Source organism: Bartonella sp. B1098 (genome assembly GCF_944896145.1).
GTDB lineage: Bacteria > Pseudomonadota > Alphaproteobacteria > Rhizobiales > Rhizobiaceae > Bartonella.
The window spans coordinates 922148-937219 of the sequence record NZ_CALYLP010000002.1 but is presented as its reverse complement, the minus strand read 5'-3'; the positions used below and the strand labels follow the sequence as shown (position 1 = coordinate 937219).

Annotated in this window: 15 protein-coding genes; 7 read left to right on the top strand and 8 right to left on the bottom strand. The window is 36.3% G+C overall.

Annotation, left to right across the window (positions count from 1 at the left end; genetic code table 11):
• Positions 1-2: 2 nt before the first annotated feature.
• From NNJ85_RS03905 to ihfB, 7 genes are all read right to left on the bottom strand, one after another.
• Positions 3-866, bottom strand: a complete 864-nt coding sequence (locus NNJ85_RS03905; RefSeq protein WP_254473696.1) for an endonuclease/exonuclease/phosphatase family protein — start codon at positions 864-866, stop codon at positions 3-5.
• A gap of 111 nt (positions 867-977) precedes the next feature.
• Positions 978-1751: a Bax inhibitor-1/YccA family protein gene (locus NNJ85_RS03900; RefSeq protein ID WP_254473694.1), complete on the bottom strand. Its 774-nt coding sequence runs from the start codon at positions 1749-1751 to the stop codon at positions 978-980.
• An 834-nt stretch (positions 1752-2585) separates the two neighbouring features.
• Positions 2586-3089, bottom strand: coding sequence for a signal peptidase II (lspA, locus tag NNJ85_RS03895; protein WP_254473692.1), 504 nt, complete (start codon positions 3087-3089; stop codon positions 2586-2588).
• Positions 3086-3934, bottom strand: coding sequence for an RNA methyltransferase (locus NNJ85_RS03890; RefSeq protein ID WP_254473690.1), 849 nt, complete (start codon positions 3932-3934; stop codon positions 3086-3088). Before NNJ85_RS03890 ends, lspA begins: the two co-directional genes overlap by 4 nt.
• Before the next feature lie 2 nt (positions 3935-3936).
• Complete coding sequence (locus NNJ85_RS03885) at positions 3937-4869, bottom strand: class I SAM-dependent methyltransferase (RefSeq protein ID WP_254473688.1); 933 nt, start codon at positions 4867-4869, stop codon at positions 3937-3939.
• 160 nt (positions 4870-5029) lie between these two features.
• Entirely contained in the window at positions 5030-5326 is a 297-nt protein-coding gene (locus NNJ85_RS03880) for a lipopolysaccharide assembly protein LapA domain-containing protein (RefSeq protein WP_254473686.1), read from the bottom strand.
• 7 nt (positions 5327-5333) lie between these two features.
• Positions 5334-5612 (bottom strand): integration host factor subunit beta, encoded by a 279-nt coding sequence (gene ihfB, locus NNJ85_RS03875; protein WP_026500856.1) that lies wholly within the window; start codon positions 5610-5612, stop codon positions 5334-5336.
• A gap of 186 nt (positions 5613-5798) precedes the next feature.
• On the opposite strand from ihfB, the gene lptC reads away from it, so the two are divergent.
• The 6 genes from lptC (at position 5799) to rlmN (ending at position 11885) form a co-directional block, all read left to right on the top strand.
• On the top strand, positions 5799-6443 hold the full coding sequence (gene lptC / locus NNJ85_RS03870) for an LPS export ABC transporter periplasmic protein LptC (protein WP_254473684.1): 645 nt from the start codon (positions 5799-5801) through the stop codon (positions 6441-6443).
• A 76-nt stretch (positions 6444-6519) separates the two neighbouring features.
• Positions 6520-7119: an LptA/OstA family protein gene (locus tag NNJ85_RS03865; protein WP_254473682.1), complete on the top strand. Its 600-nt coding sequence runs from the start codon at positions 6520-6522 to the stop codon at positions 7117-7119.
• A 6-nt stretch (positions 7120-7125) separates the two neighbouring features.
• Complete coding sequence (lptB, locus tag NNJ85_RS03860; RefSeq protein ID WP_254473680.1) at positions 7126-7920, top strand: LPS export ABC transporter ATP-binding protein; 795 nt, start codon at positions 7126-7128, stop codon at positions 7918-7920.
• Positions 7921-8944: 1024 nt separating this feature from the next.
• A complete protein-coding gene (ptsN, locus tag NNJ85_RS03855; RefSeq protein WP_039759419.1) occupies positions 8945-9409 on the top strand; it encodes a PTS IIA-like nitrogen regulatory protein PtsN in 465 nt (154 codons plus the stop codon).
• 703 nt (positions 9410-10112) lie between these two features.
• Entirely contained in the window at positions 10113-10616 is a 504-nt protein-coding gene (locus tag NNJ85_RS03850; RefSeq protein ID WP_254473932.1) for an invasion associated locus B family protein, read from the top strand.
• A gap of 42 nt (positions 10617-10658) precedes the next feature.
• A complete protein-coding gene (gene rlmN / locus NNJ85_RS03845) occupies positions 10659-11885 on the top strand; it encodes a 23S rRNA (adenine(2503)-C(2))-methyltransferase RlmN (RefSeq protein WP_254473678.1) in 1227 nt (408 codons plus the stop codon).
• Between the two features lie 797 nt (positions 11886-12682).
• On the opposite strand, the gene NNJ85_RS03840 is transcribed toward rlmN, so the two are convergent.
• Positions 12683-13324, bottom strand: coding sequence for a LysE family translocator (locus NNJ85_RS03840; protein WP_254473676.1), 642 nt, complete (start codon positions 13322-13324; stop codon positions 12683-12685).
• A 173-nt stretch (positions 13325-13497) separates the two neighbouring features.
• Here NNJ85_RS03840 and NNJ85_RS03835 point away from each other — a divergent pair, with 173 nt between their 5' ends.
• The gene (locus NNJ85_RS03835; protein WP_254473674.1) at positions 13498-14733 is read left to right on the top strand and encodes an argininosuccinate synthase; all 1236 of its coding nucleotides are present in this window, start codon (positions 13498-13500) and stop codon (positions 14731-14733) included.
• The last annotated feature ends 339 nt before the right edge of the window (positions 14734-15072 follow it).

The following is a 15072-nucleotide window of genomic DNA, read 5'->3' as shown; positions in this document are numbered from 1 at the left end:
TTTCATTTATTTTTCAGGATGTTTATTGCATTAGCAAGATTAAGATAGGCTTTGATCGGCAAATGATCTGAGGCAATGCGCGCAAGTGGTGAATAGTGGTTTTCAAGATTTGTTACCAATTGCTGAGGAAAGGCAAAAACGCGATCAAGAGCTAAAAAAGGAAAGCGAGAGGGAAAGCTTGGTACAACTTCAAGTGCGCTATCAAAATAGAGATAAAAATGATTTAAAGATGAGCTTTTTCCCATCCGCCATTCATTAAAATCTCCAATGAGGAGTGTAGGCATGAGGGAGCGTTTTTGCAAAATTGCAAGGAGCATTTTTGTTTGTTGTTTACGAGAATAACGTAATAAGCCAAAATGAGCCGCAATAATACGAATAGGACCTGCTGCCATTTCCAACTCTACAATGATAGCTCCACGTGGTTCAATACCAGGAAGAGTGACTTGTAAAGTGTCACGTACATATCCCTTTCGCAAAAAAAGAGCATTCCCATGCCAACCATGACCCTGAGGTGACATAGTATTGAGAGGAACAGGAATCAAACCGGTTTCAGCTTTTAACAGTTGAAGATTAATTAAACCAATACGTTCACCAAAACGTTTATCTGCTTCTTGAAGAGCAAGGATATCAACTTGTAATTCAGTAATAACACGGACAATCCGAGTAGGATTAAAAATTTTATCAATACCTACGCATTTATGCACATTATAGGAAGCAACGGTCAGATCATAATGATTATTTGGGTTGAGAATATTTGATGGATGATGAGAACGGCTATGGATTGCCTTTAAAAGGGTGTTATGGAGCTTTTGTTGAATAAAACCGCTAAACCAAGGGAGTTTTTGCTTGTAAGGCATTTTTGTCATTTTACGAAAAGAATAATTCCTAAAAGGCAAAGGACAAAAACTTACACTAAAAACAAAAGAACCTTGTCTCTTTTAGAAACAAGGTTCCTTCATTAAGCGCTGTTTTTGCAATCAATCACGGTTTGAACCGAGAAATTGTAGCAAGAAGACAAACATATTGATGAAATCAAGATAAAGACTCAACGCGCCCATAATAACTTTACGACCTCTGGTATCGCCTTGATCTCCTTCATAATACATCAACTTAATGTTTTGAGTATCGTAAGCTGTTAAGCCAGCAAAGATAAAAACACCAATAACGGAGATAGCAAATTGCAAAGCACTTGACCCAAGAAAAATATTCACAATCATAGAAAGAAACAAGCCAATCAGTCCAATGAATAAAAATGAACCAATTGCTGTAAGATCACGCTTTGTAGTGTATCCATAAAGTGAAAGAGCTCCAAAAGTTGCAGCGGAAATAACAAAGGTTTGTACAATACTCTCTGTCGTATAACGTAAAACGATTGAAGACAATGAAAGCCCAATTAAAGCAGCATAACCAAAAAAGAGACTACGAGCAGCATTGGTGCTTAATGTATTAATTTTAAAACTGAGGAATAAAACTGCAACGAGGGGTGCAAACATCACAATATAAGAGAATGGAGATGTATAAAATGTTACTCCAAATGATGTTAAATAAACACTGCTGTTAATCTGAGCTGCTGCTTGGCTCATATCTGTTGTCGTTGCTAATGATACAATTGCATAGGCAGCAGCAGCTGTAATAAGCAAACCAATGGCCATTGTATTGTAAACACCCAACATATAGTCGCGCAATCCCTGATCAATCGATGCATCAGCATGAGAAGCAGGCGCTGAACGTAAATTTTTAAAATTAGCCATAATATAAAATCCTTTAGCATATGTCCCGTCAGGCATTGGGTTTTTAAGTGTCTCTCTCATTCTCAAGACAAACTTTGTATAAGCCTTAATTTGGCAAATACAAAAAACCTTCCGAATCACTGGCGGAATTCCAGCATATTTTCCCCCTTATTATGGAGATTTATTTAAAAATTACAAGAGATTTATCGAAGCAAGGAACCTTACAAATTGGTAAGGAAATAGTTCATTTTCATGAAAAATATTTCCATTTTTTGCCATATTTCTGCACGATAAAAGGACGATACTAAGACTTTTTTTTATTATTCACAGGAACCCTATAATTCCCAGTTACAAAATATCTATCTTTAAGGTGATAAGAAAAATGTCGCGTAGTATCACGCTATTTTTCAACCTTCAAGATTGCATAAGCTCTGCCCTATCAGAATTCCTAATTGAATTGAGTTTTTATATAACACATTGATATATAAAGATATATTATTTTTCACCCTAGATATCTCTCACAAAAATATCGTAAGATTGTCTGATGACAAATCTGTTTATATTCAATCCATCAAGATCATTTTCTTGCACGACACACAAGCAGGATTGGCGTGCTAATAAAAAGCTGTAAAATATTTTTTCTTAGGGTGTGATAGGAACATATAGGTAAAAAGATATTGATTTCTATTTTAAGTCAGTTCTTTTGTATTGATGAAGGATGGAAATATAAAGTTGAAGAGAAAATAAAATCTCATAAAAAAATACGTGAAATGATTAGCCGCAAGAATTATCCAAGAGGATTTGTAATCAAGCTTATGGTGGTTAAAAATCTCTGTTTTTAAGGCGATGAGAACATCAATGAGGAGATGTATGGTTGGAATGATGTCTTGCTTTCATCCAAGTACGCAGTTCCTCAATAAGGATGGCAATAACACCCAGAGTGATAAAACTATCTGCAAGATTAAAAATAGCAAAATAAAAAATATCATCAATGTGAAAAAGTATATAATCAGTGACATGATGAAAGCGAATACGATCAATAAGGTTGCCGATTGCTCCCCCAATAATAAGGACAAGACCGAAACGCATTAAAAATTTGTTGTCTTCAGTATTCTTCCATAACCATAAAAGAAAGATAATCACAATAATCGTGATGGCAATGATTCCCCAGTGAGAAAAGGAAGAGAAAAACGAAAATGCAATGCCAGAATTATGCACATGATAAAGGGAAAGGAAAGGAATAAGGGGGATTTCTGTTCCGAGAGGCATATTGTGCATAATCCAATACTTAACAGCTTGGTCAAGTCCTACTGTAAGGGCCAAGCCAAGAAGAAAAAAAGGGAGTGATTTACGGATCATATTTTTTTCTCGCATGGTTCCAGTGTTAAATAAGGGCGACGGATTTCATAAAGCATAACAGCTGTTGCTACTGCCAGATTAAGCGAGTCAGCACGTCCACTTTGTGGAATACGTGCAAGTTTATCACACCGACTTGTCAGAATATCTGATAACCCCTGTTTTTCATTTCCCATTAAAAGGATTATCGGACCATTTTTCAAATCAAGAGTGCGATAATCCAGAGATCCTTTGAGATGGGTGCCAACGATCATGCCTTTAAAGTGAGCCGACCAGCTTAAAAAAGCACTTTCATCAAAACGATAAAGGGGTATAGAGAAAATAGATCCCATGGTTGCACGAACTGCTTCAGGTGAAAAAGGGTCTGTTGTTTCGCCAATCAAAAGAACACCTTTGGCACCTACAGCATCAGCAGTGCGAATAATGGTCCCAAGATTTCCAGGATCACGCACACGATCAAGCGCGATATAAACATCTTTAGCTTGCCCTTTTATCATTTCAAGAGGTTGCCATTTTTGTTTGAAAATACCAATAACTGTTTGTGGATTATCGCGTCGGGTAAGTGATTCCATAATCTTTTGTGAGGCTTTGATAACAAAACCACCATTGGCTACAGCGCGTGCAGCAGTATTTTCAATAGTGGCATTACCAATTTCACTTTTAGAAAAAATAAGTGTCTGTATTGTCCAACCGAGATTGAGAGCATCAATGACCAATTTTAATCCCTCTGCCATAAAAAGACCTTCTCGATTACGGTTTTTCTTTTGGGTAAGTGCTTTAAGATCTTTTATGATAGGGTTGCTAAGAGAGGTAATTTCTTTCACTCTACCAGTTTTTTGTCCACACATATTCAAGCAATCCAACGGCTAAAAAGAGAAGTAGAAAGGGCGCGCCCTGCAATTTCTTCACGCAAAATGAGCTCTCCTGATTCAACTGTACCCCCAAGATTTACAAATGCATCGCGCATTAAAGCATGAAGTGCAAAGAAAGAAGCACGAATGGAATAAGCTGTAAGGACAACAGAGAGCGGTTTATCAGAGAGGAGTTTACGACAATTTGTGATCATGGCTGGTAAATGATCAAACAGTTGCCAAACTTCGCCATGAGGTCCACGTCCATAAGCAGGGGGATCAAGAAGGATCATATCATAGTTTTTTTTGCGACGCAGTTCTCGCTCGACAAATTTTACAGCATCATCGCAAATCCAGCGAATAGAATGATCTGGTAATCCTGCTCTTTCCTGATTAGCTTTTGCCCACGCAATGGCTTTTTTAGAAGCATCAACATGGGTAACGTTTGCACCCGCTCGTGCTCCAATCAAAGAGGCAACACCTGTATAGCCAAAAAGATTCAATAGTTTTATAGGACGTGCGGCTTTAACAATTTGTTCTTCCATAGAGCGCCAATGGGCATCTTGTTCAGGAAAAACGCCTACATGACGAAAGGAAGTAAAGCGACCTAGAAAAGACAGTCCATTCCAAGAAAGAGGCCATGTTTCACCAAGTGGCTTTTTAGGAAAATGCCAACGACCAACACCTTCTTCATCACGGTTTCCCGTGAAAATAGCATCAACATCAGCCCATTGTTTTTGTGATAAAGCAGGTTTCCATAGTGCTTGACCTTCTGGCCGAATAATTTGATAGTCTCCATAACGCTCTAATTTTTGTCCATTGCCAGAATCAATGAGAGCATAATTCTCACTCATACCTGTTTCTAAAATAAGAGGCAACTTTTCCTGCGGATATCTATTCTTGTGGGAGGATTGAAAGCATTGTGCAGGCATGTTTTGTATCACGGTATATGAAGTATAAAAAATTACATTATAAAGCTCTTAAATGTTTCGTAAAAGTGCAAAAGAACTAAAATCAATTAAAATACGTATAAAAATAAATTCTGTATTGAATATAAAATACTAAAGAGAAAAAGGCTTCATTAAAAGACCATTACACTAGATTTGTGATAGACGTTTTCAATTTCTCGATCTCGGCTTTACTTTTTTTGAGGGCCTTTTTGCATTTGTGATAGGAAAACCAACGGATCAGATTTCCTAATAAAATACCAAAACCAAAGAAAATAAAGAGCCATATAAAGAGGGGAGCATGATAAGTAAAACTTTCAGAATTTGCTCGAAAAGGATCAAGGGTTAACGGAACAACTTGACGATTAGCTACGATAAAAACAATCAAAAACGCTGTGATAATCACACCGATACTTGTTAGAAGAATACGTTTAATGATCATAAGTTTCTCACTGATTAAGACGGTCGCGTAAATCCTTGCCCGTTTTAAAAAAAGGAATCCATTTTTCTTCAACAGCAACGGCTTCTCCAGTTCGTGGGTTACGTCCATTACGGGCTGAACGGCTTTTTACAGAAAAAGCTCCAAATCCACGAAGTTCAACACGATCGCCATTGGCAAGTGCTGTTGAAATTTCTTCAAAAATAGCGTTTACAATATTCTCCACATCCCGTTGAAAAAGATGCGGGTTATGACGAGCAATAATTTGCACAAGCTCTGATTTAACCACAATAACCTCACTTTCACACAAAAAAACTTTCTTATAATTGTGCACTTCATGCATATTACAACATATAAACGGATAAAAGCAAAATAAAACCAAGAAAAAACAAATTTCAAGAAACAAAATTTGAAAATACCTCTTATAAAGGTTATACAGATTAAAAATACGGAATATTTAAGAGATTAGGAGAGTATGTTCGTACACAATCGTAATGAAGTCTTTTCAATGCAATCATCTGTTGGAGATGTTTTTAAAAAAGCATCTCGGCATTCGCGTCGCATTAGCCTATTAAAATTTTTTTTACCCCTCTTAGCGCTAGTTTCAGGGGGGGGGGTCTGCTGGTTTACGTTTTTCTTGGTTCCCGTTACGTCTGATCCTATGCCTTTGAATAATGAAGAGAATGGAGTGACGAACTTGACGATGCTCAATCCAAAATTAGAAGGGTATACGCGTGCTCATGAACCTTATTGGCTTAAAGCAGAAAAGGCATTTCAAGATCATACGCGCTCTGGAATAATTGGATTACAAAACATTACAGCGAAAGCATCTATGGGCCAACAAAGACAGGTTTTTCTTTCAGCACAAGGGGGTATTTACGATAACATTCATGGTTTTTTACAATTGGATAAACCATTCACCATTACAACGAATGATGGAGTGATGGCACAATTTATGTCAGCTAATATTAATTTATCTGAAAGACAGTTAAAAACAAATCAACGTGTTAATATTCAGCGAGCCGGTTTTCATCTTGTCGCCAATGCCTTAAAAATTCGAGAAAAAGGAAAAAACATGTATTTCCATGGTGGTGTGCGTTTAGTGCTTGAAAAGCAATGACGCAATATCAAGACGAATCTTTAAGGAATATTTAAAAGAGAATTCATGTGTATATACAAACAGAAGAATTGAAAGAATGAAATCATACAAAAGATGGATAGGTATGACGTTGGCTTTTAGCGTGGGAATGTTAGGAGGAGGAACGGTTTTAGGATATGCTGAAGGGACCCATTTTGGAATAAGTCTATCAAACGACAAAGAACCAGTAAAACTTCATGCAGATTCTTTAGAAATACGTGATAAAGAAGGGATAGCGCTTTTTAAGGGTGATGTTTCAGTAGTGCAAGGTGAACGTCTTTTACGGGCGGAAAAATTAATTGTTTATTACGATAAAACTCATAAAGGAGCGGATAGAAACAAGGAAAATGTGACGGCATCATCTGTTTCTTTGTTTGGTTCATCGGGCATACAAAAAATGGAAGTCTTAGGAAAAGTCTATATAAAAATAGCGACGCAAATTGCAACGGGGGATAAAGGTGTTTTTGATGGAAAATCAAAAATGATGAGCTTGACAGGGAATCATGTTGTGTTAACAGATGGTGACAATGTAGCAACGGGATGCAAACTAACGGCAAATATGGAAAGCGGAAAAGCTTTTTTAGAGGGTTGTGAGACAACTAAGAAAAAAGGTCGCGTTTCTATTATTTTTAAACAAAATCGACAAAATGGCCATTAAGATTGCATGTTTGGAATCAAAAGAAAAAAACAGATTGATCAGCATGACCTTGCAAGTGAAGCTTCAAAAAAGCGCTTAAAAGGGACCTTGATTGCCAGCCATTTGATTAAAGTTTATCGAGGAAGACCAACGGTTAATGGTGTTTCTTTTGGCATTCGTACGGGAGAAGCTGTTGGCATTTTAGGGCCCAATGGGGCAGGTAAAACAACTTGTTTTTATATGGTTACGGGGCTCATAAAATCTGATGGAGGATCCATTAAAATTGATGGATTTGATATCACGCATCTTCCGATGTATCGACGGGCGCGTTTAGGTATTGGGTATCTTCCCCAAGAAGCTTCTATTTTTCGTGGCCTTTCCGTAGAAAATAACATCAAAGCTGTTTTAGAAGTCGTTGAAAAAGATCGCCTTAAACAACGTGAAGAGCTCGATAGTCTTTTACATGAATTTAAAATTGATCATTTACGTAAAATGCCTGCTCTTTCGTTATCTGGGGGTGAGCGTCGACGACTTGAAATTGCGCGCGCTTTAGCTTCTCGACCTCATTTTATGTTACTTGATGAACCATTTGCAGGAATTGATCCTATCGCTATTTTTGATATTCAACAGCTTATTCGTCATTTAACGAAGCGTGGCATTGGTGTTTTAATAACAGATCATAATGTACGCGAAACATTAGGACTTGTCGATCGCGCTTATATTATTCATACCGGCAAAGTGTTGGTTCACGGTCGTCCTCATGATATTATCAACAATGTTGATGTCCGCAGAATTTATTTGGGCAATAATTTTTCTCTATGATTTTACAGCTTTCATACGTTTCCATTTAAATTTAACAAAAACAACATGGTCGCCACAAACACTATTCTAAGTAATCAAACACATTTCAAAGGAGGTAGATAAGGCTTCATTGTGATTATTAATAAAGCATGTGTCATCGACATATTTCTATTACAGAAACAAAGGCAAATTTTTCTTTATTGTAGAAACGATGATAATGTTATTAAAAGCTGTAAATCAATAAAAGAATGTGACTTTAGGATAAAGTTTTTTAATTGAGCTGTGCGATAAGTTTTTCTCTGATATTATTGAAAATCTCCTTATTTATGCCAAACTTCTTTTATGAGTATAATTTAATAAATTTTCATTGAGTGGTGAAAGAGGCTTCCTCACTTAAGATGAGTTTATTATTTTATTGGTTGAGCTTATTCATGATTGTATCATAGAAAAGGTGAAAGATATTCATCATACTTTCTCTGTCCAATCAAAGAACATATCGATGATGCTGTTTTGGATATTTTGATTGGAGAATCCATCCGTTATATATTGCGTTTATTTAATAGGATTGTCCTGTTTTATTGGTTTGTATGGCGTATTTAAAATAGGAGAAAAGCTTTAGGTTCTTGTTATAAGGCTTTGTTTAAGCTATACAGTAATTTTAAAACTAAAGGTCTATTTTGCTCAATGGCTTCTCATTCTATTTAAGAGCTCGTTTTTAAAGAAAGAAAAAATCTAATGGGGATTATACGTTAACTCTTGTGACAAATTTAATAAATTTACGAATAATGCCCTTTTCTAGTGTCTTAAGGAAATTAATTTTTATGAACAACTTCATTTCTTTTTTTCTTTTCTCATACTGTTAATGAGGAGCTAAACACTATTTATTTTTCTGTCAAAAGTGATATGAGACGTATTAAGCCTTCACCCGTTATCAATTAAAAATAAAAACACATGCGATGTTGCGAAAAGTGAAAGAACTTTAAATATCGATACCGTTTATAGGTTTATTGATGAGCATTTGAGCGTGTAAGAGGAAAATTAAAGGATGAATTTGAGTGAGTTAATAGCACCGGAAGCAATTATTCCGGCTCTTAAGGCGAATTCGAAAAAACAAGTTCTGCAAATTTTAGCCGAAAAAGCGTCTCAGCTGACAGGTCTTAGTGAGCATGTAATTTTTGATATTGTTTTGCAACGCGAGAAACTTGGTTCGACGGGGCTGGGTGGTGGTATTGCGATTCCGCATGGAAAATTACCTGATATTAATCGGATTATTGGTATATTTGCACGTCTTGAAAGTCCTGTTGATTTTGAAGCTCTCGATGATGAGCCTATAGACCTTGTTTTTCTTCTTTTGGCACCTGAAAATGCTGGCGCAGATCACTTAAAAGCTTTATCACAGATTGCACGTGTTTTGCGTCATGCTGATGTTGTGCAAAAATTACGCAATACGCATAATGCTAATGCGCTTTATGCTTTATTGATTCAAACTTCAGAATCAAATGCGGCTTAAAAAAGATTATAAGTGTATAAATTGTGAGGTATACACCATAGAGTTTAAAAATAATATAATTTGTATCTTAAAGGGCTGATGGTAAAAGATAACGTTATGCGATTCGCCATTGAGACAGAATCTAAGGTTTCTATGTTTTATGATTTAATATATTGATAATATTAAGATTATGAAAAGACGATATCAGGACGATATTGAATACGAAGTATGAATACACTATAATAATTGAAAGGTGGAATATCTTAAAGACATACATGTATTGAATATGTAAAATTGAGAAGTGGTATTCACAAGGTATGAGGTTCTATGAAGTTTTGTGGGGAGTGTAGGGTGTGTTTTCAGAGTTTTTCAGCAGATTGCTTGTGATATAAAGAGTGTGGTTTATTTCTTAGTAGAGTGGTGATATATTTTCATCTTGTTTTAAAGTCATATTGCTTAAAGGTATCGTTTTTTTATAAAAAACGAAAAGGGTGGTGTGAAATTAAAAATATTGTTTTTTAATGTGATTATTGAATAAAAAGTTCATATTTTGGTAACGACTAAAAGGTCACAATGGAACGTAAAAATATGTTCTGATTACTGTGAAAATGTTTCGCTTATTAAAGGAATTAGGATAATTATACATGAGTATTGAGGAGTTTTTGTTTGAACTTTTCCAATGAAGAGAATCTTGTTAGAGATTAAAGAAGTGAGCTAAATGAAGATGTTTGAAAAGACTGTTATTGCTGCATCTGTAATGGTTCTTATTACAGCTGGGGCAGCATGTGCACAAACGCCAAGCCGTTTAAATCAATTTGAAGCGTGGGGAGTCTATTCTTATAAATCGTCCCAAAATACGATTTGCTATGTGTTATCTATTCCTTTAAAGGCTCTTCCAACGACGGTTAATCATGGTGATAATTTTTTCTTAGTTACCAAGCGTTCTCAATCGCCTGTTTCGTTTGAACCGCAGTTTATGGCTGGTTATACGCTTCAAGAAGGGTCGAGAGTGACAGTGACTATTGGAGATAAGGACTTTGATTTCTTCACGAAGGATTCTTCAGCTTGGTTGACGTCATCAGAGCTAGAAAAGCAGCTTGTTTCTGCTATGCGTGCTGGAAACAATATGACCGTGAAAGCAATATCAAAACGGGGAACGCACACCACCTATACTTATTCCTTAAAAGGGGTTACTGCTGCATTAAATGCGGCTCAAAAGTGCCATTAAGGTTTTGATAACTTCTAAAATAGTAATGTAAATTGGAAAGCAATGGCTATTTCCTATGATCTTAGACCTGTTGGTTCATGTTTAGCACAAAAAACAGATAATGTGATGGTGAAGGAGAGTTCTAAGCTCTCTTTAATTGGATTATCGCAAGATGAAATAGTGCAAGCTTTAAAGACACTTGGTGTACCAGAGCGTCAAACGCGTATGCGTGCGCGTCAACTTTGGCATTGGCTTTATGTCCGTGGCGTTTCAAATTTTGATGAAATGCTGAACATTTCTAAAGCAATGCAGGAAACTCTCAAACGTCATTTTTCCATTGCACGTCCGGAAATTGTTGGAGAACAAATATCAAAGGATGGTACACGTAAATGGCTCTTACGTTTTCCAGCACGTGGGGCTGGAAGGCCTGTTGAAATTGAAACGGTTTATATCCCTGAAGAAGGACGTGGGACCTTATGTCTTTCATCGCAAGTCGGGTGTACATTAACCTGCTCTTTTTGTCATACAGGAACGCAGATGCTTGTTCGCAATCTGACGGCGGAAGAAATTTTGGTTCAATTGTTGGTTGCACGTGATTGTTTGGGTGATTTTCCTGATAAGGATACGCCTGATGGGGCAATTGTTCCTGTTGAAGGGCGCAAAATTACCAATATTGTTATGATGGGAATGGGAGAACCTCTTTATAATTTTGAAGCTGTAAAAAAAGCTTTATTGATTGCTTCTGATGGCGATGGGCTCTCTTTATCAAAACGCCGGATTACGCTTTCAACCAGTGGGGTTGTTCCTGGAATTATCCGAACTGGAGAAGAAATTGGTGTTATGTTAGCAATTTCACTCCACGCTGTACACAATACGCTAAGGGATATGCTTGTTCCCATCAATAAAAAGTATCCGCTTGCTTTGCTTATGGAAGCTTGCCGTAATTATCCTGGTCTGTCTAATGCAAAACGAATCACATTTGAATATGTTATGCTGAAAGATATCAATGATAGTATAGATGATGCTAAGCGATTAATTCAGTTATTGAAAGGGATTCCAGCGAAGATCAATTTAATCCCTTTTAATCCGTGGCCAGGGAGTAATTATCAATGTTCTGATTGGGAGCAAATCGAGCGTTTTGCTGATGTTGTTAATCAAGCAGGCTATGCTTCTCCTATTCGGATACCGCGTGGACGCGATATTTTAGCGGCGTGTGGACAGCTTAAATCGGCCTCAGAGCGCTTACGAAAATCTGAACGTTTGAAACTTGAAAGTGCTATTGGTCATTAGTTAACACAATTTTAAGTCTATAAAGCCTGTATTTTTTCCGTAAATAAACATATAAACCTCATATAGAGAATATGTGTGAGACAGAGATTAAGACGGATCAGTGCGAGACAAACAGTCTTTGCTTGTATAGGTTCAATAGGGGAAAGATATTGTATAAAGTCTGTTTGTGTAATCTCTGCAATGAGGAGGCAGCCTAATTTAGAGGAAAGTCTCAAGAGTCACTCATTTTCACCTCACTTCACACTCTTTACTTCGGTTTTATGATTTTTAAAAGCATCGACAGTAATAACTTTTAAAGAGTGGAGATATACATTGCCTGATGCTTTTGTTTGTTACGTTTTTTAGCAAGATTACGCTTCATACATAAAATGGTGTGACTAAAATATAAATATCCTACACCATAAATACCATTGTTATCCATTGACATGTTTTTAAAAAAGCATTTCTTAATGTACTCCCCGTCTCACGACAACGCCTGTGAAAACTATAGCAAAAAAGCTTCTGTGAAATATATGATACCATCCATATTTTTAGGTTTCATACAAAGTGTGTAAGTTGATACGAGCATTCAAATTTTTAGTTTTCAATGTTGTAAAAGATTTTGATGTTTAGGACACGTCATAAGAGATATTCTTTTCTTAGGTCGTTTTTAGCTACACGACAATTCCATCTTTTCTTGTGATGTACAAGAGAATAAAGCTATTGTTTAATTCAATATAAACAGATTTAAAATGAGAACGTTTCACAATATATAGAGTTCTCATTTAAATTAAGAGTGATAAATTACACCTTATAAATCAATTTTTTGTAAAGATAAGAAGGTGGAGGGCAAAGCTGGTAAAGGTCCCTGCAATAAGCCAGTCGAGAAAGCGAATATAGAGAGGATTTTGTTTAAGAGTTTTGGTAAGTTTATGCGCTGTAAAAACGACCGAAATTGTAATAGGGAAAGAAATAGGAATGTAAGAGAGTCCTAAAAAAAGTAACTTTTGTGTTGCCATAGGATCATTCTCATTAATAAATTGTGGTAAGAATGTTGCGTTAAAGAGTATGACTTTAGGATTGAGAAGATTAATTCCAATACCAGCAAGATAGTTACGTTTGGAGCTTTGAGATTTAGAAGATGTTTGTTCAAAGGAAAATGTTGGTTTTCTCCGTAAAGCTTGGAAAGAAAACCATAAAAGATAAAAGGCTCCAACAATTTTCAGAAGAACAAAGGCGTGTGGCGCAGCAAAAATAAGTGCTGACAAGCCAAGTGCTACAGCAATAACTTGAATAGCAAATCCTGTTGCACTCCCCAAGGCACACATAATTCCAGCTTTTTTGCTTTGTGTAATGGTTCTTCCCACAGAAAGCATCATGTCTGGTCCTGGAATAAGTGCTAAAATCAACGATGCTAAAGAAAATTGTACAATAATAGACCACTCCGGTAGAAATGACACCTAAATCTCCTCTTGTTTTTAAGTAGTGTTCACGCTATTTATAGTCCGAAGCGCCTTTATTTACGCTTTTTGAGTCTTTTTAATGTTGCTTAAAAAGAATTTATTTTTATATTTCTTGCATCGTTTAAATTTTTAGGAAAAAATAAAAAAAGCAGCTCATATAGAACTTTAAAATGAAAAAGTGGCAAAATATGAAGAAAGTTGTTTTGGCTTATTCAGGGGGGTTGGATACATCAATTATTCTCAAATGGTTGCAAACTAAACTAGGCGTTGAGGTTGTAACTTTTACAGCTGATTTAGGGCAGGGGGAAGAGTTAGCACTTGCGCGTCGTAAAGCAGAGATGCTGGGTGTTAAAGAAATCTACATTGAAGATTTGTGTGAGGAATTTGTGCGTGATTTTGTCTTTCCAATGTTTCGCGCCAATGCTGTTTATGAAGGAACATATCTTTTGGGGACATCAATTGCGCGTCCACTTATTTCAAAACGGCTTATTGAGATTGCTAAGGAAACAGGAGCGGATGCCATTGCCCATGGGGCAACAGGAAAAGGCAATGACCAAGTACGCTTTGAGCTTTCTGCTTATGCACTTAATCCTGATATCAAGATTATTGCTCCATGGCGTGATTGGGATTTTAAGAGTCGAACAGATCTAATTGAATTCGCACGTACACATCAAATTCCTATAGAAAAAGATAAGCAAGGTGAAGCACCTTTTTCAGTGGATGCAAATTTATTGCATTCTTCATCAGAAGGAAAGATATTAGAAAATCCGGCACTTTCTGCTCCTGAATATGTCCATATGCGTACTCTTTCGCCGGAAGATGCTCCCGATCAAGCAACCAGAATCACGCTTGGTTTTAAAAAAGGCGATGCTGTTTCAATCAATGGAAAAAATTTATCACCTGCAACTTTACTTACAAAATTAAATCATTATGGGTGCAATAATGGTATTGGTCGGTTAGATTTAGTAGAAAATCGCTTTATCGGTATGAAATCACGGGGTATTTATGAAACCCCAGGGGGGGCCATTCTTTTGACAGCACATAGGGCTATGGAATCTTTAACGCTAGATCGTGGTGCAGCTCATTTAAAAGATGAATTGATGCCACGTTATGCAGAACTCATTTATTATGGCTTTTGGTTTTCGCCTGAACGCAAGATGTTGCAGGCAGCGATTGATTTATCTCAAGAACATGTTGAAGGTGAAGTTACATTAAAGCTCTATAAAGGAAATGTGATTGTAGAAGGACGCCAAAGTAAAAAATCGCTTTATTCGAGTGAGTTGGTAACCTTCGAGGATGATCAAGGCGCTTATAATCAAAAAGATGCAACGGGTTTTATTAAATTAAATGCTCTGCGCTTGCGTACATTAGCCATGCAGCATCAAGGTGATAAAGAAAAGAAATAAAAGATTTTTTTGACAAGTATCATGTGGGTTAGTGCTTTTGTATGAAACGATTTATTGAAGTGTTTTTATCTATTAATTTTTTTACAGTTCTTTTGTTTACTATTAGAGATTTCGTTTTTATGATTTATCATATTGTTTTATAATGATAATTTATCTTTTTTCTATTGAATTTAGAATCTTGAAGACTTTAAAATTTTCTCTTTTCAAATGTCTCTCATATCGAATCAATCAAAATCATTTTTTTGCATATTACAAGCTGATGAGCCATGTGGGTAAAAACTGTACAAGAAAGGCATATCTTTTATGAATCATCTCAAGCGTTAAGAATTGTAACAACAT

Coding starts and splice junctions, on each gene's coding strand:
- NNJ85_RS03905 (WP_254473696.1), bottom strand. CDS start 866: ATGACAAAAATGCCTTACAAGCAAAAACTCCCTTGGTTTAGCGGTTTT.
- NNJ85_RS03900 (WP_254473694.1), bottom strand. CDS start 1,751: ATGGCTAATTTTAAAAATTTACGTTCAGCGCCTGCTTCTCATGCTGAT.
- lspA (WP_254473692.1), bottom strand. CDS start 3,089: ATGATCCGTAAATCACTCCCTTTTTTTCTTCTTGGCTTGGCCCTTACA.
- NNJ85_RS03890 (WP_254473690.1), bottom strand. CDS start 3,934: ATGTGTGGACAAAAAACTGGTAGAGTGAAAGAAATTACCTCTCTTAGC.
- NNJ85_RS03885 (WP_254473688.1), bottom strand. CDS start 4,869: ATGCCTGCACAATGCTTTCAATCCTCCCACAAGAATAGATATCCGCAG.
- NNJ85_RS03880 (WP_254473686.1), bottom strand. CDS start 5,326: ATGATCATTAAACGTATTCTTCTAACAAGTATCGGTGTGATTATCACA.
- lptC (WP_254473684.1), top strand. CDS start 5,799: ATGTTCGTACACAATCGTAATGAAGTCTTTTCAATGCAATCATCTGTT.
- NNJ85_RS03865 (WP_254473682.1), top strand. CDS start 6,520: ATGAAATCATACAAAAGATGGATAGGTATGACGTTGGCTTTTAGCGTG.
- lptB (WP_254473680.1), top strand. CDS start 7,126: ATGTTTGGAATCAAAAGAAAAAAACAGATTGATCAGCATGACCTTGCA.
- ptsN (WP_039759419.1), top strand. CDS start 8,945: ATGAATTTGAGTGAGTTAATAGCACCGGAAGCAATTATTCCGGCTCTT.
- NNJ85_RS03850 (WP_254473932.1), top strand. CDS start 10,113: ATGTTTGAAAAGACTGTTATTGCTGCATCTGTAATGGTTCTTATTACA.
- rlmN (WP_254473678.1), top strand. CDS start 10,659: ATGGCTATTTCCTATGATCTTAGACCTGTTGGTTCATGTTTAGCACAA.
- NNJ85_RS03835 (WP_254473674.1), top strand. CDS start 13,498: ATGAAAAAGTGGCAAAATATGAAGAAAGTTGTTTTGGCTTATTCAGGG.